The organism is Amycolatopsis sp. NPDC039088, from assembly GCF_055598845.1.
Genome location: NZ_JBVKAE010000002.1, coordinates 346,265 through 369,371 on the forward strand (window position 1 = coordinate 346,265; position 23,107 = coordinate 369,371).

The following is a 23,107-nucleotide window of genomic DNA, read 5'->3' on the forward strand; positions in this document are numbered from 1 at the left end:
AGATCACGGATTAGCCGGAGCCGATGACGGCGGGTCGGGCTCGCTCGATGGGGGCGGTGACGACGATGACGGCGGCGGCTTTGACGAAGACCTGGAGGGTGTCTTCGTCGGCGACGGCGGGTCCGGCTCCTGCGTCTGGGTCGCCTTGCTCGACGTCTTCTTCGACGACGTCGTCTCCTTGGGCGGTTCGGACGACGCGGTCTCCGACGGCGATTCCGTCGTCTCGGGAGCCGAAGAGGTCGCCGAGGGAGACGGTTTCGTCGAGGAGTTCCCGACCTGCGCGGGGGTTTCCGGGTTGTTCGGGCTCAGCAGCCAGATACCCAGCGCGGCCAGCGCCACGACCACCACACCGCCGATGATCGCGGGCTTCTTCCACGCGCCCGGCTTCTCGTCGTCGTCCTCGTCCACCGGGCTGGTCTGCGCCCGGGTGGGCGGCGGCGGGGGAGGCGGGGTGTCGTAGTCGTCGTCGTAGGGATCGTCGTCGTAGTCGCCCGCGGGTACCGGGACGGCGCGCGTAGGCGCCGGGCCGCCGCCGGGGTGGCCGCGTTCCGACAGCAGCGCCGTCTCGTCGTAGTTGTCGTACCCGTCGTAGTCGTCTTCCGGGTAGTTCGACGCGGGCGGCTGGTGGTAGTCGTCCTCGTCGTAGTACGACCCCGCCGCGGCCTGTTCGTCGAGGAGCGAACCCGAATGCCCGGCCGACTCGCTGTCGAGGGCCTGAGTCACTCCCGCGCCCGCGAGACCGCCCGCGACCGGGGCGGCGAGCAGGGTTTCGTCGGCGGGGCCGCCCAACGGCGTCTCACCGCGCGCGACAGCGGCCAACAGCTCTTCGCACTCTTCGGCGGTGGGGCGGTGCCGGATCTCCGGATGCAGCAGCACGGCCAGCACACTGGCGAGCGGGCCGGACTGGCGCGGCGGGATGATCTGCCCGGCCGCGACGGCGTGCAGCAGGCTCAGCGTGTTCTCGCTGAGGCCGAACGGGGGTTGGCCTTCGCAGGCCGCGTAGAGCGTCGAGCCGAGCGAGAAGACGTCGGACTCCGGGCCGGGGTCGCCACCGATGGCGACCTCGGGCGCCAGGTAGGCGGGCGTGCCGGCGATCATCCCGGTCTTGGTGACCGTGACGTCGTCCTTGGCCCGGGAGATGCCGAAGTCGGTGATCTTCACGGTGCCGTTGGGGGCGAGCAGGATGTTGCCGGGCTTGATGTCCCGGTGCACGATGCCGACGGCGTGCGCCTCGGTCAGCGCCGCCGCGACCTGCGCGCCGATCCGGGCCACCTCGATGGGCGGGAGCGTCCGCTCCTCCTGCAGCACCTGGGCGAGGCTGGTGGAGTTCAGGTACTCCATGATCAGGCACGGCTGCCCGTTGTCGTCGGTGACGACGTCGAACACCGAGATGGCGTTCGGGTGGTGCAACCTGGCGGCGATCCGGCCCTCACGCATGGTGCGCTGGCGGGCGTCCTCGGCGCCTTGGGCTTCGAGGCCGGGCTGCAGCAGCAACTGCTTGATCGCCACCGTGCGGCCGAGTACCTCGTCGTGCGCTTGCCAGACGGCACCCATCGCGCCCGTGCCGATCCGCCCGACGATGCGATATCGACCGGCGACCAGGCGACCCTCGTCGCTCACGCGACCTCCCTTTGGGCTCCGTCTTCACGTCGCGGAGTCGTCCGCGCACGCGGTGCGGCCTTCAGCACGCCACAGCCTTGGAGCGTATGCACATGTAGTGGTCTGTGTGCCGGCTTTTCCGAGACCGACTCGTGACAAGGCTAGGCGCTCACTCTGCGCACACACACGCGGTACGCTCTGATCGCCCTGGGTAGAGGGCGGTTCAACGCCGGGTATTCGTCACATGTGCTGCGCCGACAGCAGCCGGGCGTCGGTGATGAGACCCGTCGTCCGATCGGCGAATTCCAGCACCTGCGTGACCCGGACCAGGCCGCCGTCCGGGTTGCGCATGGTCACCACGGCGAGGATGGTGCCGTCGGCCTGTTCCCGGATGTCCTGGATCTGGATGGCGTCCATCGAGCTCCACGCCTGGATCAGCTGGCCCGCTTCAGACTCGGCCAGCACCGGTGAGAGCAGCGTCAGCGCGCCGTCGGGATCGGCGTCGACGGTCTGGTAGAACTTCCGGACCGCGTCGATCTTGTCCTCGGTCGTGCTGACCGCGGCGGGTTTGGTGACCGGCTTCGGGCTGGAACTGCTGGACGCCGGACCCTGTCGCGAGCCCGAGCCCGATCCGGTGCCCGAAGAGGGCTGGGTGGTCGTGCTGGTACCCGTCGAGGGTCGTGTCTCGTGCTTCCGCTGTGGCTCGGAGGAGACCGGGACGGCGAGCCCGCCGAGCGCGGCGGCTCCGCTCATCACTTCGGACGCTCCGGCGCTCGACGCCGGATTCTGCCGATGGGTGCCCGCCAGCACGCCCGCGGTGACGACGGCACCCGCGACCAGCAGTCCGGCGGCGACCAGGCCGGCCAGCTTCGCCCGCCGGGCATTGCGGCTTTCCGGCTCTTCTTCGGGCTCCTGCCGCGGCGACGGCTCTTCGCGGGTACGGGCGGGAACGAACTTCTGCGGCTCGCGGAAGACCTGCTCGAGGTACTCGCGGTCGACGCGGGTGTCGTTCAGGATCTCTTCCGGGATGACGTCCTCGACACGTACGGCGTCCTCACGCCGAATGCGCTGTCGATCAAGCACGAAATTCCTCGCTCTGGTCCGGGGCAGGCGCTGGGCCGTTCGGCCGACACCTCTGGTCCGCGCGGCCGTCTTCTGAACGGTGCGGACCCTGCTGTCGTCAGGTAACCCTGTGGAGACGGTCCGCGGCCAGGCTCTGTCGCCGGAATGCCGTCGCGATACGACGAACGGCAGCTTATGTCACCCACCCGGACCAGGGACAACCGCTCGCCGCACCGCACGTGCAGAGGAACGGGACGCCTGCACGTGCGTGGCCACCTACATGCCGTCGTCGACGATCTTGTCGTCGTCACCGAAGGTCAGGGTGCGCTGCTCCATGGTCTTCGTCCCGTCTTTGTGAGTGACCTCGACGGTGTTGACCGTGACGCCTCGGCGCTGGTCGATGCTGACCTTCTTCACCTCGAAGTAGGCGACGTCGGCGTAGCGCTCACGCAGACCTTGCGCGCCCTCTTCACGGAGACCGCCCGAGGTCACGTCGGAGGCTTGGTGCGGGTCCGTGGTGACGGTGTTGAGGAAGAGTTCGGTGTTGTCTCCCATCGCCTGCGCGTCCGGCTGCGACGCGTACCAGGGCGCGGGGGTGGTCGTGCGGTCGGCGGGGGTGATCGGCGGCTTCTGCGGCCGGTCGCTCGACGGCGGCGTGGACCGGCCGGTCGTGACCGGTCCGCCCGAATCGGGCTGCGACCCACCGTTGCCGGGACTCTCGCTGTCGGAGGAGGTGCCGGAGTTGGCGGAACTGCGGTCGTCGCGGGTGGGGGAGCCGGACGGGGGACCGGAGGGGTCGCCGGCCGCGCCGCCCTGCGGTTGTGTGGTCGGGTTCGCGGCGAGGCCTTCGTTGGTCATCGGGCTGCCGCCGCGGTAGCCGGGCCAGCCGCCCTGGCTCTGTTGCTCCGGGAGCGGCTTGCCCACCAGGAAGGAACCGGCGAAAAGCAAGCCGACGACGACGAGCGCGGACGCGGCGGCGGCGAACCAGGCGGCCTTGCGCCAGGTCTTGGGCGGAGTCACCGAAGCGGGCACCGAACCGAGGTCGAAGGTGCTCAGACCGTCGATGGGCGGGGCCAGGTAGACCCGGACGTCGTCATCGTTCTCCACGGGTTCGGGGCGCCGGGGCGCGGGGGCGGCCAGTGTCACCTTCGTGCGCTGGGCGGCCTTCGCGCGCCTTTCCTCGGGGGAGAGCCGAGGGGGTTCGGCCAACGAGACTTCGACGCGGGCCGGGGGTTCCACGGGGACCTCGCGAGCGGGCTGGGGGAGCGGCAGTCGGCCGCTCGAAGGGGCGTAGCCGGGGCCCGGCGCCCTCCTGTTCCGCGGTGGCGGCAGAGGAAGGGAACCGGTGGAAGGCGGGGCGAACTCGCTGTGCGCGTGATGCCCGTGCCCGGTCGGGCGCTGCCGCCTCGGCGGCACAGGTGGGGTCCAGCTCTCGGTGCCGCCCGCCCGGTGGCGGCCCGCGTGCGTCGCGCCGTTGCGTCCGGTACGTCCCTGGTGTTCCGCCCAGCCGTTCATGTCCCAGCGACCCCCTCATGGGCCGCCCCTGACGGCGAAGTGACACTGGTTAAGCCGAACGGAGCAGCGGTTTCACGGGATCCCTCGCGAGCAGACTCCCGGGCACTCTCGCGAGCAAATGCACGCGCATGCGACTGTGGGCGCGCGGGGCCAATGCCCCCGCGCGCCATACGGGCATCGCCCGACCCAGACGCAAGGGTCCTCACGGGATCCACACTAAAAGCTCGACACCCGCAAGTCTTCACCCGCTCTGCAAGTTGCAGATGTTTCACTCGGTCGGGCGCGGCCGTGCGGGCCTCAGTGACGCTACGCAGTGTTATTCGTGCTGGTGAAGCCGTTCAGTTGCCGCTGCGGTACTTCTGCTGGGTCGATTGCAGGGACTTGGTGGCCGTCACGCCACTACCCACCGCAAGCAAAATGGCGATGAAGTCGAGCGTCGTTCCCCCACTAGTGAGCAACCAGGCGAAAAGCGAGGCCGCGGTGGTACCCGCCGCGATCGGCCAGCGTGTCTTGACGTACTGGGCGATGGGCGCGCCCCCCGCTCGCTTACCCGCCGCGTTGTTCAACATGGCGAGATAACCGAGATGGCCCAACGCGGCGAGCACACCGGCGATCGCGATGACGACGGCGATGAGGTTAATCATGTGTCCAGTTTGCCTGGTCCGGAGTCGTCATGGCTCGGGGAACACCCTGAGTTTCGCCTCACTGCACGCAATCGTGACGCGGATCGCCTTTAGCGGGCTAAACGCGATCCGGTGCCCCCTGGGGGCGAGGGGCCCGGCAAAGTCGAGGTCTTGCAGGTCAGGCGACTATTCCCCCGGTGTCGCGGGGCCGCGTGCGCCGGTGGTGGAGCTTGATTCTGGATGCGGTCGAGGTTTCAGTGTCCACAAGGATCTCGCCAGGCGATTGAGTATCCGATCGCTGCCGCTATGTACGTTTCTGCGCGAGGTCGTGAGTGATAATGAGCGTAGAACAACCCAAATCACTCACGACCCCGTCCGGAAGCCGTACAAGTCGCCCAAACCGGGCGCAGTTCCCGCCGGGTCCACCACGACACGTTCGCCTTGTCCCGGATAGAGATGGAGTCGACCAGCGGTTATGTCGCTTTGCCGGACCCTGCGGGGGAGCAAGGGACCTTTGCTATCGCCCGAGCCTGCCCCGGCCCAGGTTCAGCAGCGCCATCGCCAGCTGCCGTCCCTCCGGCCCGAGTTCGCGGTAGCGGGCCAGCACGTCCATCTCACGGTTGTAGACGATCCGGGTGCCGCCGGCGGCCATCCTGGCGGCGCCGATCGTCTTGGAGACCTCGACGCGGCGTTTGACCAGCCGCAGGATCTCGCTGTCGAGCCAGTCGATCTCCTTGCGGAGTTCACCGATCTCCTCGGCGGTGGCGGTGGGTTCTTCGGCATCCGGCTTCTGCGTGGTGTTCATCGGGACCTCTCTTCGGTCCGGATTCCCTGCTGGCCCCCGGAACGGCGAAAGCCCCGGGTCCGTGGACTCCGGGGCTTCGGGTGATGGCGTTTCGGGCACTACGCGATCACGGGAGCCGGTGTCCGGATCCCGTGAAAAAATCGAAACGCGTCGTGCTGCACACCGATCATTATGCCACAGCGACGCCATCACCCCGCCGGAAGCCGCGACGGGCCCCGCGGACGCGCGCGTGCACGAGCACGCTCATGGCGAGCCAGAACATCGGCATCGCCGGCCAGAAGAACGGCACGCCCGAAACCGTCCAGCGGATGATCAGCAGCACCGAGAGCACCACGGCGATCGCGACGTGGATCCGCACCGCCGGATGCGCGAAGACGACCGGACGCCGCTTCGGGACGGGTTTCGGCAGATCCGAGGTGAGCTTCTCGAGTTCGTCCGTGTACTTGGTGGAATACACAGTGCCGAGCCGCTCTTCTACCTCTTCGAGGGAGAGACGGCCTTCGCCGCCGGCGGCCTGGATGAGCGAGGCGACCCGCTCCCGGTCGATGTCGGCCGCCCTGAGCCGGGAGGGAATTCCGTTGGTGTCCATGGCATCCGATCCTCCGCCGCGAACACCGCTCGCGCGTCGGACGGCAGGCGACAACAGCGCCTACGCCCGGCGCTGTAGCGTGGACCGGCGATGAACACCCTCTTCGATCTCCCAGCAGACGGTCCGGCCAAGTCCCGGCACACGGACCTGCTCGACGACCTGAACCCGGCGCAGCGCGAGGCCGTGACCCACGCCGGCGCGCCGCTGCTGGTCGTCGCGGGCGCGGGTTCGGGCAAGACCCGGGTACTGACCCGGCGGATCGCGTACCTGCTGGCCGAGCGGGACGTGCACCCCGGCCAGGTCATGGCGATCACGTTCACCAACAAGGCGGCCGCGGAGATGCGGGAGCGGGTGAGCGACCTCGTGGGCCGCCGCGCGAACGCCATGTGGGTGTCGACGTTCCACTCCATGTGCGTGCGGATCCTGCGCCGCGAGGCCAAAACGCTGGAGATGTCGTCGAGTTTCTCCATCTACGACTCGGACGACACGAAGCGGCTCATCACCCTCGTCGCCCGCGATCTCGACATCGACCCGAAGAAGTACGCGGCGCGCACGCTGGCCGTGCACATCTCGAACCTCAAGAACGAACTCGTCGACCCGGAGACGGCGTCGTCGAACGCGGCCAACGACCTGGAGCGCCGGGTCGCCGAGGTCTACGTCGAGTACCAGCGGCGGCTGAACCAGGCCAACGCGTTCGACTTCGACGACCTCATCATGCGGACGGTCGAACTCCTGCAGACCTTCCCGGACGTCGCCGAGTACTACCGGCGGCGGTTCCGGCACGTCCTGGTCGACGAGTACCAGGACACGAACCACGCGCAGTACACGCTGATCCGCGAACTGGTCGGCACCGAGGCGAACGAGGCGGGCATCGAGCCCGCCGAACTGTGCGTCGTGGGTGACGCGGACCAGTCGATCTACGCCTTCCGCGGCGCGACCATCCGCAACATCGAGGAATTCGAACGCGACTTCCCGAACGCGCGGACCGTGCTGCTGGAACAGAACTACCGCTCGACCCAGACGATCCTCTCGGCGGCGAACGGCGTCATCGCGCGCAACCCCAACAGGCGCGCGAAGCGGCTGTGGACCGACGCCGGTGACGGCGAGAAGATCGTCGGCTACGTCGCGGACAACGAACACGACGAAGCGGCCTTCGTCGCGGGAGAGATCGACGCGCTGGCGGACAAGGGCGAAGCGGACTACTCCGACGTCGCGGTCTTCTACCGCACCAACAACCAGTCCCGGGTCTTCGAAGAGATCTTCATCCGGCTCGGCCTGCCCTACAAGGTCGTCGGCGGTGTGCGGTTCTACGAACGGCGTGAGGTCCGCGACATGCTCGCGTACCTGAGGGTGCTGGCGAACCCGGAGGACACGGTCAGCCTGCGTCGCGTCCTCAACGTCCCCAAACGCGGCATCGGCGACCGGGCCGAAGCGGTCATCGCGACCTACGCCGAGCGGGAGCGCATCTCGTTCGCGCAGGCGCTGCGCGGAGCCGTCAACGGTGAGGTGCCGCTGCTGAACCCGCGCTCCGCCAAGGCGATCACCGGTTTCGTCGAGTTGCTGGACGAACTCGGCGAGATCGTCGAAAGCGGTGCCGAGGTCGCCGACATCCTCGAGGCGGTCCTGGAGCGCACCGGTTACCGCGCGGAACTCGAGGAGTCCGACGACCCGCAGGACGCGTCGCGGGTGGAGAACCTGACGGAACTCGTCACCGTCGCGCGGGAGTTCACCGAATTCACCGCCGAGGTCGCCGGACCGGAGGGCGAACTGCCCGAGATCGACCCCGGAGTGCCGGAACCTGGCTCGCTGCCCGCGTTCCTGGAACGGGTCTCGCTGGTGGCGGACGCGGACTCGATCCCCGCGGCCGACGGCGGCGATGACGGAGACGGGCACGACTCGGGCGTGGTCACGTTGATGACCGTGCACACCGCGAAGGGCCTCGAATACCCCGTCGTCTTCTGTACGGGCTGGGAAGACGGGATCTTCCCGCATATGCGCGCGCTCGGGGACCCGACCGAACTGGCCGAAGAGCGACGGCTCGCCTACGTCGCGATCACACGCGCCAGGAAACGGCTGTACGTCTCCCGCTCGATGGTGCGCTCCGCTTGGGGGCAGCCGCAGATGAACCCGGCTTCGCGGTTCCTCGACGAACTTCCCGGCGAACTGGTCGATTGGCGCAGGCTCGCGCCGTCGCCGTCCTCGGGCGGTTTCGGTTCCTCCGGTGGTTCGCCGCGCGCGGCGACGACCTGGGGCCGCCGTGGCGGCGGGACCTCGTCGCCGTCGGGTTCGTCGGGCACGAGCCCGTTCGGCAAGGGCTGGAAGGACACCGTCGCGCTGAAGCTCGACGTCGGTGACAGGGTCAGTCACGACAAGTACGGGCTCGGCACCGTCATCGCCTGCGACGGCGCCGGACCGCGGGCCACCGCGACGATCGACTTCGGTGCCGCCGGCAAGGTCCGGCTGATGCTCATCGGCAGCGTCCCGATGGTCAAACTTTAGCCCTGACCTGCGGATTCACCCTCGCGTCCGAAAACTGTCGGACCCTTCCCGTATACCTGTGCCATCGAACACGAGTTCGATGCGCTGGGGTATGCTGGACGAGCCGGTGTGCCCCCATCAGGAAGGGGGCGCACGGTGTGGACGGGGTCTTGTTTGGGGTTCTCGCGGCTGGGGTATTGGAATACCTGCGGGGTGTTGAAGAAGGGGCGGGTTCGGATCGGGGTCCGGAACCGCCGGAAGTGCTCAGGCTGGTCGCGGCCTGGCGCGCGTTACTGCGGACGCACGAACCGGACGGGGCCGGACGGTGTGTCGTATGCGGTCACGCGCGGCGATGGCTGTTCGGGCCGCGGCCAGCCGGGTGCCGAGATCCTTCTCGGGGATTTTCCGCCGGATGGCCGCCGTTCAGACGGCGCCCGGCAGGACTGTGCACGGTGTGGCAAGTCGCGGTGGGGTACTTCGTCCGGAGATTGCCCGGCGGCGTCGCGTGAGGGCTCCGAGGGCCCGGAATCCGCTGCTGGAGTGGACACAGTCGCTGGAGTGGGCACAGCTTTCGCGGTGGACGCGGCTGGTGGATTGGCCTCGGCTTGTGAATCTGGTGCGGCCGAGGTCTTGAGGGCGCGCCAGGGCGTGGTTGCCCGGCGCGCCGGTGCCGCAGGCGGGATTACCGGTGTAGCAAGGGAAAAAGAGGCTCGATCAGCCGACGTTGACGCCGCGGGCGGCGAGCCACGGGCGCGGGTCGATCTTCTTCGTGCCGTTCTGCCACACCTCGAAGTGCAGGTGTGGGCCGGTGCTCTGGCCGCGGTTGCCGACCTCGGCGATCTCCTCGCCGCACTTGACCTTCTGTCCTTCGCGTACGGAGAACGAGTTCATGTGGCCGTAGACGTGGATCGTGCCGTCGGCGAGCTGGACCTTGACCCAGAGGCCGAAACCGCTGGCGGGTCCCGCTTCGATGACCGTGCCGTCGGAGGCCGCGACGATCGGGGTGCCGATCGGGGCCGCGATGTCGATGCCGAGGTGGCTCGTGCCCCACCGGGCACCGAAGCCCGAGGTGAAGGTGCCCTTGGCGGGCATGCAGGTCTTGGGCCGCTTGGCCTCTTCTTCGGCCTTGCGGGCCGCTTCGGCCTCACGCTTGACGCGGGCCTGGGTGATGCTGTTGTTGTCCGAGAGCTTCTGGGCCTCGGCGGAGGCGTTCGTCGACTGGCTGGTCGGCAGCAGCTCAGGGGCGCCACCACCGGCTCCGCCACCGAGGGCGAACGAAGCGCTCGCGTCCTGGGTGCTGGCCAGCGGGGTGACGGCGGCGTCGGAGGATTCCGAAACGGACTTCAGGGTCTGCCCGGCAGCGGCGGCCGCGAAGGCGCCGGCAGCGACGGCCGCGACCACGACACGGCCGCGAAGGGCCGAAGAAGGGGGCGACAGGCGGTGCGAGCCCCGGACGCGGACGACCGCACCATCCAGTGCGTTCTCGAGCGCCGGGGAAGGAGCTTGGCCGCCGGGGGAGCGGTGTGAAGCCAAGACGGGGCCTTCCATGTTCGGGGAGTCTGATCAAGAGCCCGGGCGGGGGAACCCGGTGAACGACCTCGGGGGTGGTTCGTTCGATGCTCTCATTCGTGATCTGACTGTAATGGGGACGCGGGAACAGTAACGAAGCGGTACCCCCGACAGCAAGATCTGACGGCCTCCTCGGCCGAACGGGCGACGACGATCTGGCCCTTGTCCAGTGAAGATTACCCAAAGTTAGAGGAGGTTTACTCGTAACCTTGTGACTTGCGTTACAGATTGATGCGGCTGTTCGGGGGTACCGAAGGGCCCGGAAGGAGGCAAACGAGGGAAATAACCGGTTGCCCTGTGATGTTGAAGCGGGTTTACCCGCTGTAGGTCCTGTCAGCGCCCACTGCGGCCTGCCGCCGCGACCTGCTGACGCGCCCGTGCGAGCCCGGCTTGCTAGCGTCGCCGTCGATGACTTCGCGCTCACGGCACCCTGGTGACGAAACCGCAGAACCTGCGGAATCCGCCGGGCAGGCCGCCCCTGGGACCGTGTCCGCCGAACTTCTCCGGAGTGGACCGGGTGCCCGCCCGCGAGCGCTCCTGCTGTCGGTGGGGCTGGTGTCGGCCGGTGCGGTCGCGTTGGCGGCCGGCGCGCTGATGCCCGTCGTCCGGGACGGCTCGCCCGGGTTCACCGCCGGACCGTTGCTGGTCGTGCTGGCTTTGGCTCCCGCGGCGGCCGTGCTCTACGCCGTGGCGACGGGACGTCCGGGGGTCGCGGCCGGGCTGGTGCTCGGGCTGACCGCGCTCGCGCCCGGACGGCTGTTGCTGGACCTGCAGCTGCTCGCGGACGGATCACTCGCCTCGCGTCCTGAACTGTTCCTCGCCGATCGCCTGCTCGCGATGCCTCAGGCCGGACCGGGACTGTGGTCGCTGGTGGCGGGCCACCTACTGACCCTCGCCGCCGGGGCGTTCGCCGCGGGGACGGCCCGTGACGAGTCGGAACTGGCGGGCGCGCTCGACGGTCGGCGCCGGTGGCGGCTGCTCGGGCCCGTGCTCGCGGTGGCGGGCGGGATCAGCTTGCTGTTGCCGCCGCTCGGCTCGGGCAACGCGTACCTCCTGGCGAAGAACGCTTTCGAGGCGCCGACGGTCGCGATGGCCGGGTACCTGCTGCTCGCGGCCTTGCTTCCGTTGACGGTGCTCGTGGCGGTGAGCTCGCCCTCGGCCGGGGTCGGCAAGGGCGGGTTCGCCGGCGCGGCGCTGGCCGCTCTCGCGGTCGGCGTGCCACCGGTGGTCGCGGGGCTGGCCGTGGACAGGCTCTCGGTCGCGCCGGGTTCGGTGGTGGTGACCATCGCCGGCCTGGCACTGCTGGGACTGGTCTTCACCCGGTTCGACGTCGCGGAGGGCGGTGAGACGGCAACCGGCGACCTGGCCGGCGAGGCCAGGCTGCCCGGACTGTTCTGGTGGCGGCTGACGACGGGCGGACTGGCGCTGCTCGCCGCCGGGGCCGCGGTCGCGGGTGCGCTGACGCCGGTGCTGAAGGCCAACGGCGCGACTCCCGTACCGGAGACGCCCTCGCGCTGGCTCCTGCTCGGCGCCGCCGTCGCGCTCGCCGTTCCGGCGCTGTTCGTCTTCGTGCCCAGGTTCTCGGCGTTCGCCAGGGGAGTCGTCGCGGCCACGTGGGCCGGTGTCGTCCTCGCGGGCGCGGCCGTGCTGAGCGCGGCCCTGTCCGTGACCGAGGACAAGGCGGTCGACCCGGCGCAGTTCGGGGTCGATCTCCCGCTGCCGGACAAGGTCGGCTTTTCCGCGGGCCCGGGCGTCACCTGGACGTTCATCGCGCTCGTGCTGGCGGCCGTGGCCGCGCTCGCCGCCGTGGTCACCGGTGTCGTGGAGCGTGACGACGACGATGCCACCGCCGACGGCGACGGACTGGACGGCACGCGGGCGAACGGCACCGTGCTCACCCCGGTCGTCGCGGCGGCGGTGCTGGCGATCGCCGCGTTCGGCACGCCCGTGTTCACCGCGCCCGGCTACACCGCGCCGGGGCTGTGGTCGGACTTCGGCGCGGCGTCGTGGGGTCTGCTCGGCGCGCTCGCGGTCGTGCTCGGCCTGTACGCGCTCGTCGTGCGCTCGCGTCCGGTCGCGGCCGCGTCGGCACTGTCCGGTGCCGCGCTGGTTCTCGGCCTGCACGCGGCGGAGCTGCCGCTCGTCGGTTCGGAGTACCAGGGCGCGTCGGCGGGTGCCGGGTTCTGGCTCGCGCTGGCCGCCGCCGTCGCCTCTCTCGTCGCGGCCGTGATGGTCCTCGCGGGTTCGAGGCGGTCCGAATGACGCGACGTCTCCTGCGCGTCGTGCTGGCCGAGTTCGGCGTCGACGACGATTCGGCTGTCGCGCTCGGAAGGCTGATGCGTGACGACGGGGTGGAGGTCGTCTACTCCGGGCGTCTCGACACCACCGAACAGTTGGTCCGGACGGCCGAACAGGAGGATCCGGACGTCCTCGGTGTCGTACGAGGCGCGAGTGAGCCGGAAGGGCTTGCCGAAGCGCTCCCGGACGTTCTCCTCTTCGCGGTCGGTAACGGCCCGAGCCGGTTCGACAACGCCTTCGAAACCCTGGAAGAGGCGGCGAACTGGGTCTCCGGTGTGCGGTCTCACACCGTGGAAACACCGTCTGACCGCATACGGTGACCGACTTCACCAGGTGCGGAGTCCCCTGCTTCTGCGCAGGTCGCTAACCTCGACTGGTCCGACAGCGCGGTTCGGAAACGGACCACCACAGTGGCGTGTCGTCAGGAGACTGGAGTAGTGGACCTCTACGAATACCAGGCGAGGGATCTCTTCGCCGCCCACGGAGTACCGGTTCTGCCGGGTGCCGTGGCAAACACCCCCGAAGAAGCCAAGGCCACCGCCGAGAAGATCGGCAACCAGGTCGTCATCAAGGCGCAGGTCAAGACCGGCGGTCGCGGTAAGGCCGGCGGCGTCAAGCTGGCCCAGACGCCGGATGAGGCCGCGGAGAAGGCCGAGGCGATCCTCGGTCTGGACATCAAGGGCCACATCACGCGTCGCGTGCTGGTGGCCGAAGCCTCGGACATCGCCGAGGAGTACTACTTCTCCTTCCTGCTGGACCGTGCGAACCGCACCTTCCTCGCGATGGCTTCGGCCGAAGGTGGCGTGGAGATCGAGCAGCTGGCCGTCGAGCGTCCCGAAGCGCTCGCGAAGATCCCGGTCGACGCGATCACCGGTGTCGACAAGGCGAAGGCCGTCGAGATCCTGACCGCGGGCAAGTTCCCGGAGAAGGTCGTCGACGAAGCCGCCGACGTCGTCGTGAAGCTCTGGGAGACCTTCGTCTCCGAGGACGCGACCCTGGTCGAGGTCAACCCGCTGGTCCGTGACCCGCAGGACAAGATCATCGCCCTCGACGGCAAGGTCACCCTCGACGAGAACGCCTCGTTCCGTCAGCCGGGCCACGAGGCCCTGGTCGACAAGGAGGCGGAGAACCCGCTCGAGGCGAAGGCCAAGGCCAAGGATCTCAACTACGTCAAGCTCGACGGCGAGGTCGGCATCATCGGCAACGGCGCGGGTCTCGTGATGTCCACTCTGGACGTCGTGGCCTACGCGGGCGAGAAGCACGGCGGCGTCAAGCCCGCCAACTTCCTCGACATCGGTGGCGGCGCTTCGGCCGAGGTCATGGCGGCCGGGCTGGACGTCATCCTCAACGACACCGACGTGAAGAGCGTCTTCGTGAACGTCTTCGGCGGCATCACCGCTTGCGACGCGGTCGCGAACGGCATCGTCGAGGCGCTGAAGATCCTGGGCGACGAGGCCACCAAGCCGCTCGTCGTGCGGCTGGACGGCAACAACGTCGTCGAGGGTCGCCAGATCCTGGCCGACGCGAACCACCCGCTGGTCACCGTGGTGGACACAATGGACAACGCGGCCGACAAGGCCGCCGAGCTCGCCGCGGCAGGTGCGTGAGATGTCGATCTTCATCAACGAGAACAGCAAGGTCATCGTCCAGGGGCTCACCGGCTCCGAGGGCATGAAGCACGCGACCAAGATGCTGAAGTCCGGCACGAACATCGTGGGTGGCGTCAACGCCCGCAAGGCGGGCCAGACCGTCTCCATCGAGGGCAAGGACCTCACCGTGTTCGGCACGGTCGAGGAGGCCATCAAGGAGACCGGCGCCGACGTTTCGGTCATCTTCGTGCCGCCGAAGTTCGCCAAGGACGCGGTCATCGAGGCGATCGACGCCGAGATCCCGCTCGCCGTGGTGATCACCGAGGGCATCCCGGTGCACGACTCGGCCTACTTCTGGGCGCACGCGGTCGCCACGGGCAACAAGACCCGCATCATCGGGCCGAACTGCCCCGGCGTGATCAGCCCCGGCAAGTCGAACGCGGGCATCATCCCGGCCGACATCACCGGCGCCGGCCCGATCGGCCTGGTGTCGAAGTCCGGCACGCTGACCTACCAGATGATGTACGAGCTGCGTGACATCGGTTTCTCGACCGGTGTCGGCATCGGCGGCGACCCGATCATCGGCACGACGCACATCGACGCCCTCGAGGCGTTCGAGGCCGACCCCGAGACCAAGGTCATCGTGATGATCGGCGAGATCGGCGGCGACGCCGAAGAGCGCGCCGCGGCCTACATCAAGGACAACGTGACGAAGCCGGTCGTCGGTTACGTCGCCGGCTTCACCGCGCCTGAGGGCAAGACCATGGGCCACGCCGGCGCCATCGTCTCCGGCTCCTCCGGCACGGCCGCCGCCAAGAAGGAGGCCCTCGAGGCCGCCGGCGTCAAGGTCGGGAAGACCCCGAGCGAGACCGCCGTCCTGGCGCGCGAGCTGTACAACAGCCTCTGATCCTTCGGAGACTGACGCTTTTCCCCGGCGGGCCGGGCGCCTCACCAGGTGCCCGGCCCGCCGTTCGCGTTTAGCCCGCTAAACGCGACCCGCAGGCCAGGTCGACTTTCGCCCCCTAATCGCGATCCGGCGGGGCGTGGCGCGTTTAGCGGGCTAAACGCGATCCGGCCGTCGCCGAGGGGTTCCGCACGGAACCCGATCGGGTGTACAGACGTCTCAGAGCCCGAGGCGTGGGGTGACCGCGTGTGCGCTAGCGTTCGAGCATCACAGCCGCCTCGTTTGTCCCGGGAGTCCCGCGTGCCCCGGGGTGCCGGTCGAACGACAGGAGAGCATTCGGATGTCCTATCCCAGCGGTGGGCCCGGCTACCCCCAGCAGGGTGGCGGCCAGCAACCCCCTCAGTCCCACCCCGCCTCGGGAGCCTTTCCGCAGCAGCAGGCGCCGTCGCAGGCGGGCCCGCTGAATCTGGCGCTGCTGCTCGCTCTCGCCGTCACCGTCCTTGGCCTCGTCCAGTTCTTCATCGGTTTCTCCGACGAGGCCGACGCCGCCGGCCAGGTCTCGCTCTTCCTTCTGGTCAGCGGTCTGCTCGCGGCCTTGCACGCACTGCCGCGTGGCCCGAAGACGCTGCCGTTCGCCGCGTTGTTCAGCGTCATCGGCGCGTTCGGCGCGCTGGACCTGATCATCGGCTACGGCGGCGGTCGTTCGGAGGTCTCGGTCCCCGGCATCCTCACCGTCGTGCTGATCCTCGGCATCCTGCAGATGCTGGTCGCGGTCGCCGCGTTGTTGTTCGAGCACGACGTCCTCAAGGTGCCCGCCGCGAAGCCGCAGCAGCAGGCGCCGCAGGGCCCCTACAGCCAGCAGTTCCCGCAGCAGGGCCCGCAGGGTCCGTTCGGCCAGCAGGGTCAGCAGGGCCCGGCCGCCACCCAGGTCCAGCCGTTCCCCGGCGCGGGCCAGCAGGGACAACAACAAGGTCAGCAGGGTCAGCAGGGCGAGCCGTCCGGCCCGTTCGCGCAGCCGGGCGGATTCCAGCCGCCGGTCACGCAGCCGCCGGGCCAGCAGGCCACGACGTACGCGCCGCAGCAGGGCCAGTTCTTCCAGCAGCCGCCGTCCTCCTCTTCGGAGCAGGGTCAGAACCCGGGCACGCCGCCGGGGGGTTTCGGCCAGCAGAGCTGATCTCTCGCACGTAAAAGCACCCGCGGTGACTCTCTGTGTCACCGCGGGTGCTTCTCTTTTCCCGGGTTACCCGACCGGGTGGGTTGGGCCACGTGCGCCACCCGGCGGCGGCGTGCCTCACCCGGACGGCCCAGTCCGGATGTCATGGTTCGGATCATGAAGCTGCTCACCCGCGACGAACGCCCGCCGGGCGAAGAGCCGGTGAGTGACCTCGTCCCCGAGCCGGAGGTGTCCAGGGCGAAGCGGGTCCGGGTGTTGCTCGCCGCCGCCTGCGCGCCCTTGCTCTTCTCCTACACCGCCGTCGCGACCGTTCTCGCGGTGGTGGCGTTCGCCGCCGACCGGTCCCGCTTCTCCGCCACCGGCGCACTGCTCGCCGCGGGGCCGGGCTGGCTCGCCTCGTGGCAGGTGGAACTCGAACTCGAAGGCCATCCGATCGGCGTGCTGCCGCTGCTGCCGACGCTCGGCGTCGCGTGGTTCACGGCACGGACGGCCGCGCGGGCCTTGCGCCGGACCGGTGGCCGGACCCCGTCGGACGCGCTTCCGGTGGTCGTCGTGATCGCCGCGGCGCACGCGTTGTTCGGCGTGCTCATCGCCCTGCTGGCCGGAGGATCGCCGGTCGGGGTGAACCCGCTGACCGCTTTCTGCGTGCCGGGACTCATCGCCGGGCTCGCCGCCGTCGCGGGAACAGTCAAGCGGTGCGGGCTGCCCGACACGCTGCGGGACCGGTTCGACCCGGTCGCCGTACACGGCCTGCGGGCGGGCGCCCTCGGCCTCGCCGCGATGGTCGCTTGTGGCGCGGCGGTGTTCACCGCGGCCACGGCGGCCTCATGGTCCACAGTGGACAGCTTGTTCGAACCCGGCCTCGGCGCGAGTTCCGGCCTGTTCCTGCTTTCCGTGGCCTATCTGCCGAACGCCGTCATCGCCGCGCTGTCCTTCACCACCGGTCCGGGTTTCTCGGTCGGTTCGCTGACCGTCGGCATGTTCGGCTATCAGGAAGGGCGGCTGCCCGGCGTGCCGGTGCTGGCGGGGATCCCGTCGCACCACGCGGTCTGGTGGCCGGCGCTGCTGCTCCTTCCCGCGCTGGTCGGCGCGCTGGTCGGCTGGAAGATCCGCGCCATCGACGAGGATCCGATGTTGCGCATGCGTGCGGTCGCCGTGGCGGGCGCACTCGTCGCGTTCGGCTGCGTCGTCCTGGGGACCCTGGCGGGCGGAAGGCTCGGTGACGGGCCGTTCGACCCGGTCAGCGTGCCGGTCGGGGTCGCGTCGGTGATCGTCTTCTGCTGGATCGTCATCCCCGGCGGGTTCGTCGCCTTCTTCGCCGGAGCGCACGAACCTCCCGAGCCGCCAGGTGAACCGGGCGTCATCGACGAAGACGACACGGAAGACAACGAAGCCGCCGAAGACACTGACGTCACCGAAGCCGCCGAAATCGGGGAAGAAGCCGTCGAGTCCGAAGAGGACGAAGCAGCGGAACCGGTCGAAGTCAGCGAAGCAGAACTCGTACCCGAGGCCGAGCTCGACGACGAATTCGAGGACGAGGTCGAAGCGGAACTCGCCCGCGAGCTGGGTGAGGACCTCGACGAGACGCTGGCCGAGATCGAGGCCGAATCCGAGCCTGAGCAGGACATCGCTGTGACCGAGTCCACCGAGGGGTCCGGCGACGAAAGCGCGCCCGGCGGCGACCGTTAGGGTGGTCGTGACCAGGTGAAGCGCCGTACGCCCGAGTGCGTACCGCCGTGGCAAGGAGCCCGTTCTGGCTAGTCGGTTGGACCTGCCCACTCCGGTGAAGCTCGTCGTCCTCGCGTCCGGTTCCGGCACGCTGCTGCAGGCCGTGCTCGACGCCGCCGAAAAGCCGAACTATCCGGCAAAGGTGGTCGCCGTCGGGGCCGACCGCACCGGGATCGCGGCGCTCACGCGAGCCGAACGCGCCGGCGTCCCCTCGTTCGCGGTGCGGATGGCCGACCACCCGGACCGCGCGGCGTGGGACAAGGCGATCACCGAAGCCGTCGCCGCCTACCAGCCCGACCTGGTCGTTTCGGCCGGATTCATGAAGATCCTCGGCGCCGAATTCCTCGCACGGTTCCCCGGCCGCGTGATCAACACGCATCCGGCGTTGCTGCCGTCGTTCCCCGGCGCGCACGCTGTGGCCGACGCGCTGGCGATGGCCGTCAAGGTCACCGGGTCGACGGTCCATTTCGTCGACGCCGGGGTGGACACCGGGCCGATCATCGCGCAGGAGTCGGTGGTCGTGGAGCCCGATGACGACGAGAACGTCCTGCACGAACGGATCAAGGCCGTGGAACGCAGGCTCCTGGTGGAAACGATCGAAAAACTCGGTCGGAGCGGGTGCTCGGTCGAGGGACGAAAGGTGAGGTTTTCGTGAGTACCGCACAGGGACAGCGTCCCGTCCGTCGCGCGCTGATCGGCGTCTCGGACAAGGCCGGCCTGCTCGAACTCGCCACCGGGCTGCACGCGGCGGGTGTCGAGATCGTGTCGACCGGCGGCACGGCGAAGGTCATCGCGAACGCCGGGGTGCCGGTGACGCCGGTCGAAGAGGTCACCGGGTTCCCCGAGTCCCTCGACGGCCGGGTCAAGACGCTGCACCCTCGCGTGCACGCGGGCCTGCTCGCCGACCGTGATCGTCCGGAGCATGTCGAGCAGCTCAAGCAGCTGGACATCGCGCCGTTCGACCTGCTCGTGGTCAACCTGTACCCGTTCACGCAGACCGTCGCTTCCGGCGCGAGCCCCGAAGACTGCGTCGAGAACATCGACATCGGTGGTCCGGCGATGGTGCGCGCGGCGGCGAAGAACCACAACAGCGTCGCCGTCGTGGTCGACCCCTCCCGCTACGAGTGGGTGCTGGAGCGCGTCGCCGACGGCGGCTTCGCGCTGGCTGACCGTAAGCGCCTCGCCGCTCAGGCGTACGCGCACACGGCCGCGTACGACACCGCCGTCGCCGCGTGGTTCGCCAACGTCTACGCGCCGGCGGACGACTCCGGCTTCCCGGACTTCACCGGCGCGAGCTGGGAGCGCGGCGATGTCCTGCGCTACGGCGAGAACCCGCACCAGAAGGCCGCGCTGTACAAGCACTGGCGACCGGGGCTCGCGCACGCGGAGCAGCTGCACGGCAAGGCCATGTCGTACAACAACTACGTCGACACCGACGCCGCGCGCCGCGCCGCCTACGACTTCGACGCTCCGGCCGTCGCGATCATCAAGCACGCCAACCCGTGCGGGATCGCCGTCGGCGAGGACATCGCCGAGGCACACCGGAAGGCGCACGCGTGCGACCCGGTTTCGGCCTACGGCGGGGTGATCGCGACCAACCGGCCGGTGAGCCGCGAGGCGGCCGAGCAGATCGCCGAGGTGTTCACCGAGGTCGTCCTGGCGCCGGACTTCGACGCCGAGGCGCTGGAGATCCTGCAGCGCAAGAAGAACGTGCGGCTGCTGAAGCTGCCGGCCATCACTTCGCCGGATCCGATCGAGTTCCGGCCGATCTCCGGCGGCATGCTGGTGCAGACCGTCGACACGATCGCCGCCGAGGGCGACGATCCGGCGAACTGGACCCTTGCCACCGGCGCGCCCGCCGACGAGCGGACGCTGGCCGACCTCGAATTCGCGTGGCGTTCGCTGCGCGCGGTGAAGTCGAACGCGATCCTGCTGGCGAACGACGGCGCGACCGTCGGCGTCGGCATGGGTCAGGTCAACCGGGTCGACTCCTCGCGGCTCGCGGTCTCGCGGGCGGGAGACCGGGCGAAGGGCTCTGTAGGCGCTTCGGACGCCTTCTTCCCGTTCCCGGACGGTCTCGAGGTCCTGCTGGAGGCCGGTGTCCGCGCCATCGTCCAGCCGGGCGGCTCGATCCGCGACGCCGAGGTCATCGCCGCCGCCGAGGCCGCCGGGGTCACCCTGTACCTCACCGGCACGCGCCACTTCGCGCACTGATGCCCAGTCGCCTTTAGCGGGCTAAACGCGATACGGACGGACGCGAATCGCCAGGGGAGGATCGGTGCACCAGCCGCCGCAGGGGTACGGCCAGGGGCCGGGCTATGGGCAGGGAGGCCCGCCGGGCTACGGCCAGCAGCCGGGGTACGGACAGCAGCCGGGGTACGGTCCGCCTCAGCCCGGTGGCTCGGGGTACGGCCCGCCGCCCGGATACGGTCCACCCGGATACGGGCAGCCGCCGAAGAAGAAAAAGACCGGGCTGATCGTCGGCCTGGTCGTGAGCGGCGTCGTCCTGCTCGGCCTGGGCATCCCCGGCGGGATCTTCGCGTCGGAGTACTACTCGTCGGTCGGCAAGCCGCCGGTCGCCCAGCAGCCGCCGCCCGAGTGCACGGTCTCCCCGGAGGTCCTGAACAAGACGGTCACCACGAGCTTCCAGGGCTCCCGCGAGAACGAGATCAAGGCGCTGGAAATCGTCACCAAGCAGTACGGCTGCTCCTGGGCGGCACCGGACGGCGACAACGTCCATGACCGCACCTTGCAGGCCACGATCTACCGCCACGAAGGACCGGACGCCGAGAAACGGGCGGCGGAGTCCTCCACCGGATCGGCCTCGCCGTCCGAGCGCCAGCAGCAGATCCAGGGGATCGGCGACAAGGCGGTTCTCGTCTCTCTGGACACCGAGAGCGCCTTCAGCGGCGCCGAACTGCGGGTCATCCAGGGCGTGTACGTGGTCGTCGTCACCTACAAGGGCTGGGACAAGGGGTTCTTCACGAACTCGCCGATCCCGCCCGCGGAGTCCGCCGAAGTGGCGAAGTCGGTCGGTGCCGAGATCGTGAAGAACCTGCCCAAGTAGGCGCTACGCGTAGAGGTCGTTCAGCCAGCCCGTCCACGCCTTCTCGGCCTTGTCCGTGTCGGCGTCCTCGTCGAACAGGTGGTGCCCGATGCCGACCGGCCAGCCCCACACGTTCCGGCCGTAGAAGCGGTACAGCGCGTCTTCGGTCCGGATGCCGAGGAAATTCGACGTCAGGTAGTCGACGACACCCTCGACGTCGTCGACGCCCGGGACAGCGAAGCGCACCTTGTCGCCCACAGCCGTCGCTCCGACAGCGGCCAGGACCGCTTCGAACGCCTCCGGTGCCGTCGACGCTTCGGGCGCGTCGGCTTTGAAGTACTTCGCCTCGCGACGGTTGAAGTGCGCCAGGTACTCACCGAGCGAGTGGTAGTAGAAGTCCGTGTGACGACTGCAGGCGTCGTATTCGACGTCCCAGTCGTCGAGGACGGTGGTGTGCTCGTAGCGCAGGTAGGTCCCGCCGTCCTTCGGTTCGAGGACGTACTCGAGCGTGTTGAACCAGCCCTTCTCGTCTTCGGCGTAGGTGACGAAGTGCCGTGACGGCTTCCAGACGGTCACCATGCCGCCGTTCGGGGTGAGGCCGGATTCGGCGCCGCCGTCGCGCGGCTCGTACCGGATCGGCCAGAGCCAGCCGCCCGTGCCCGCGGTGATCGCGGCCCAGGTATCGGCGGGGGTGGTGGGCAGGAAGCCCTCGAAGCGGACCTCGGATTCCTTCGCCATGACTGTCCTCTCTCTTTGCGTTCATAGAGGCGACGCCTGGCCGGGGCCCGTTTCGACAAACGGATCGCGTTTAGCCCGCTAAAGGCGACGTGACGCGGGTCACAGTCGTGAGTGTCGAAGTGGGCGAGGTGGCCGCGTCCCTGGGGTGTCCGCGAAGACAGCGACCAGAGGAGACCGACATGGACCAGAACGCGATCGACGAAATCCTGAACCGCCCGCTCGCCCAGGAGCTGCTGGGCCGTGACCTGGCCCGGCTCGCCTTCACTTGGCACGACGGCACGCCGCGGTCGATCCCGATCGGCATCTTCTGGAACGGCAAGGCGATCGTCATGTGCACGTCGAAGAACGCGCGGAAGCTGCCGGCGTTGCGCCGCAACCCCGCGGTCGCGCTGACCATCGACACCGAATCCCACCCGCCGAAGGTCCTCCTCATCCGCGGCCGGGCCGAACTGGACGTCGTCGACGGCATTCCTCACGAGTACATGCAGTGGAACGGCACCTACGAGATGACGCCCGAGCAGCGGGCCGAGTGGGAGGAGGGCGTGCGCTCGCTCTACGACGGCATGGTCCGGATCGTGGTGACCCCGACCTGGGTCAAACTGCTCGACTTCGAGACCACCTTGCCCGCCAACATCGAGGAGCTCATGCGGTGGCAGAAGGAACGTCAGAGCGCCTGATGCGGCGGTCAGCCGGCGACGGGATGGCGCGCCTGGAAAGCGAGTCTCCCGTCGGCGGCCGCCGCGATGCGGTCGAGCACGTCGTCCAGTGCCATGAAGACCTCCCACGGTGACTGCCCGCTCGCGACGGCCAGACGGTCGACCAGCAGTTGTTCGAGGTCGTCGACCCGCTTCGCCTTCCATACCTTGTCCGCCGTGCTCACGAGCAGATCCTCGACGCCGACGTCCGCGCCCCAGGACGCGTGCGTCCGGGCGAAACGCGCCCGTTCTTCCTCGATTCCTTGGGATAGAAGGAGTTCGTAGCCGGCCTGCTCGTGTGCCGAACCGGGGCCGGACAACTCTTCGTGGTGGATCGTCTTGCCGATGTCGTGTGTGGCCGCGCCGAACAGCGCCGCTTCGCGGTCGAAGGACAGCTCCGGGTACTGCTTCTCCAGCCAATCGGCCAGCGAGCAGGCCACGTCGTGGACAGCGCGGAGATGCGCGGCGAGCCGCGGGGGAGCGGCCAGCTCCTCCAGCAGGACGGCGACCTCGTCCGGCAGTGGACGCAGCGGCGGCTCACCGGTTTCGGACAACGCGCGACGCAAGGCTCCCGATGGTGTGGAGCCGGTCGAAGGACTCATGGTGTCCAGAATGGCAGAAAGTGCCGCTCATCCCCGTCGTCGCGCAGGCCCGCTCGGCGGGGATTTCCTTTCGTGCGCCGGTGTTTCCCGGTC

The 23,107-nt window shown here is 69.2% G+C and carries 20 protein-coding genes; 11 read left to right on the forward strand and 9 right to left on the reverse strand.

The window, feature by feature from the left end:
- Positions 1–3 precede the first annotated feature (3 nt).
- From ACZ7KI_RS04025 to ACZ7KI_RS04050, 6 genes are all read right to left on the reverse strand, one after another.
- Positions 4–1,620, reverse strand: coding sequence for a serine/threonine-protein kinase (locus tag ACZ7KI_RS04025; protein ID WP_470271708.1), 1,617 nt, complete (start codon positions 1,618–1,620; stop codon positions 4–6).
- A 219-nt stretch (positions 1,621–1,839) separates the two neighbouring features.
- Positions 1,840–2,682 carry a hypothetical protein gene (locus ACZ7KI_RS04030; protein WP_470271709.1) on the reverse strand — a complete coding sequence of 281 codons (843 nt, stop codon included), beginning with the start codon at positions 2,680–2,682 and terminating at the stop codon, positions 1,840–1,842.
- Between the two features lie 255 nt (positions 2,683–2,937).
- Complete coding sequence (locus ACZ7KI_RS04035) at positions 2,938–4,176, reverse strand: hypothetical protein (RefSeq protein WP_470271710.1); 1,239 nt, start codon at positions 4,174–4,176, stop codon at positions 2,938–2,940.
- A 338-nt stretch (positions 4,177–4,514) separates the two neighbouring features.
- On the reverse strand, positions 4,515–4,820 hold the full coding sequence (locus tag ACZ7KI_RS04040; RefSeq protein ID WP_470271711.1) for a hypothetical protein: 306 nt from the start codon (positions 4,818–4,820) through the stop codon (positions 4,515–4,517).
- A gap of 496 nt (positions 4,821–5,316) precedes the next feature.
- Positions 5,317–5,604 (reverse strand): chorismate mutase, encoded by a 288-nt coding sequence (locus ACZ7KI_RS04045; RefSeq protein WP_470271713.1) that lies wholly within the window; start codon positions 5,602–5,604, stop codon positions 5,317–5,319.
- Positions 5,605–5,773: 169 nt separating this feature from the next.
- Positions 5,774–6,193 (reverse strand): DUF1707 SHOCT-like domain-containing protein, encoded by a 420-nt coding sequence (locus tag ACZ7KI_RS04050; protein WP_470271714.1) that lies wholly within the window; start codon positions 6,191–6,193, stop codon positions 5,774–5,776.
- Positions 6,194–6,283: 90 nt separating this feature from the next.
- Between ACZ7KI_RS04050 and pcrA the strand changes: the two genes are divergently transcribed.
- Positions 6,284–8,692 (forward strand): DNA helicase PcrA, encoded by a 2,409-nt coding sequence (gene pcrA / locus ACZ7KI_RS04055; RefSeq protein WP_470271715.1) that lies wholly within the window; start codon positions 6,284–6,286, stop codon positions 8,690–8,692.
- 693 nt (positions 8,693–9,385) lie between these two features.
- On the opposite strand, the gene ACZ7KI_RS04060 is transcribed toward pcrA, so the two are convergent.
- Positions 9,386–10,072 carry a M23 family metallopeptidase gene (locus tag ACZ7KI_RS04060; RefSeq protein WP_470271846.1) on the reverse strand — a complete coding sequence of 229 codons (687 nt, stop codon included), beginning with the start codon at positions 10,070–10,072 and terminating at the stop codon, positions 9,386–9,388.
- 576 nt (positions 10,073–10,648) lie between these two features.
- Between ACZ7KI_RS04060 and ACZ7KI_RS04065 the strand changes: the two genes are divergently transcribed.
- The 9 genes from ACZ7KI_RS04065 to ACZ7KI_RS04105 all read left to right on the forward strand — a co-directional run bounded on the left by ACZ7KI_RS04065 (position 10,649) and on the right by ACZ7KI_RS04105 (position 21,000).
- Positions 10,649–12,502, forward strand: coding sequence for a hypothetical protein (locus ACZ7KI_RS04065; protein WP_470271716.1), 1,854 nt, complete (start codon positions 10,649–10,651; stop codon positions 12,500–12,502).
- The gene (locus ACZ7KI_RS04070; protein ID WP_470271717.1) at positions 12,499–12,858 is read left to right on the forward strand and encodes a hypothetical protein; all 360 of its coding nucleotides are present in this window, start codon (positions 12,499–12,501) and stop codon (positions 12,856–12,858) included. Before ACZ7KI_RS04065 ends, ACZ7KI_RS04070 begins: the two co-directional genes overlap by 4 nt.
- Before the next feature lie 117 nt (positions 12,859–12,975).
- Positions 12,976–14,145, forward strand: a complete 1,170-nt coding sequence (sucC, locus tag ACZ7KI_RS04075; RefSeq protein WP_470271718.1) for an ADP-forming succinate--CoA ligase subunit beta — start codon at positions 12,976–12,978, stop codon at positions 14,143–14,145.
- A 1-nt stretch (position 14,146) separates the two neighbouring features.
- Complete coding sequence (gene sucD, locus ACZ7KI_RS04080) at positions 14,147–15,034, forward strand: succinate--CoA ligase subunit alpha (RefSeq protein ID WP_400942213.1); 888 nt, start codon at positions 14,147–14,149, stop codon at positions 15,032–15,034.
- A 337-nt stretch (positions 15,035–15,371) separates the two neighbouring features.
- The gene (locus ACZ7KI_RS04085) at positions 15,372–16,205 is read left to right on the forward strand and encodes a DUF5336 domain-containing protein (RefSeq protein ID WP_470271719.1); all 834 of its coding nucleotides are present in this window, start codon (positions 15,372–15,374) and stop codon (positions 16,203–16,205) included.
- Between the two features lie 144 nt (positions 16,206–16,349).
- Positions 16,350–17,894 carry a cell division protein PerM gene (locus tag ACZ7KI_RS04090; RefSeq protein WP_470271720.1) on the forward strand — a complete coding sequence of 515 codons (1,545 nt, stop codon included), beginning with the start codon at positions 16,350–16,352 and terminating at the stop codon, positions 17,892–17,894.
- Positions 17,895–17,970: 76 nt separating this feature from the next.
- A complete protein-coding gene (gene purN, locus ACZ7KI_RS04095) occupies positions 17,971–18,588 on the forward strand; it encodes a phosphoribosylglycinamide formyltransferase (protein ID WP_470271721.1) in 618 nt (205 codons plus the stop codon).
- Positions 18,585–20,147 carry a bifunctional phosphoribosylaminoimidazolecarboxamide formyltransferase/IMP cyclohydrolase gene (gene purH, locus ACZ7KI_RS04100; protein ID WP_470271722.1) on the forward strand — a complete coding sequence of 521 codons (1,563 nt, stop codon included), beginning with the start codon at positions 18,585–18,587 and terminating at the stop codon, positions 20,145–20,147. The genes purN and purH overlap by 4 nt, the downstream gene beginning before the upstream one ends.
- A 64-nt stretch (positions 20,148–20,211) precedes the next feature.
- The gene (locus ACZ7KI_RS04105) at positions 20,212–21,000 is read left to right on the forward strand and encodes a hypothetical protein (RefSeq protein ID WP_470271723.1); all 789 of its coding nucleotides are present in this window, start codon (positions 20,212–20,214) and stop codon (positions 20,998–21,000) included.
- Positions 21,001–21,003: 3 nt separating this feature from the next.
- On the opposite strand, the gene ACZ7KI_RS04110 is transcribed toward ACZ7KI_RS04105, so the two are convergent.
- Positions 21,004–21,717, reverse strand: a complete 714-nt coding sequence (locus ACZ7KI_RS04110) for an SRPBCC family protein (protein WP_470271724.1) — start codon at positions 21,715–21,717, stop codon at positions 21,004–21,006.
- Between the two features lie 179 nt (positions 21,718–21,896).
- Here ACZ7KI_RS04110 and ACZ7KI_RS04115 point away from each other — a divergent pair, with 179 nt between their 5' ends.
- The gene (locus ACZ7KI_RS04115) at positions 21,897–22,394 is read left to right on the forward strand and encodes a pyridoxamine 5'-phosphate oxidase family protein (protein WP_470271725.1); all 498 of its coding nucleotides are present in this window, start codon (positions 21,897–21,899) and stop codon (positions 22,392–22,394) included.
- Positions 22,395–22,402: 8 nt separating this feature from the next.
- On the opposite strand, the gene ACZ7KI_RS04120 is transcribed toward ACZ7KI_RS04115, so the two are convergent.
- Positions 22,403–23,014: an HD domain-containing protein gene (locus ACZ7KI_RS04120; RefSeq protein ID WP_470271726.1), complete on the reverse strand. Its 612-nt coding sequence runs from the start codon at positions 23,012–23,014 to the stop codon at positions 22,403–22,405.
- Positions 23,015–23,107 lie beyond the last annotated feature (93 nt).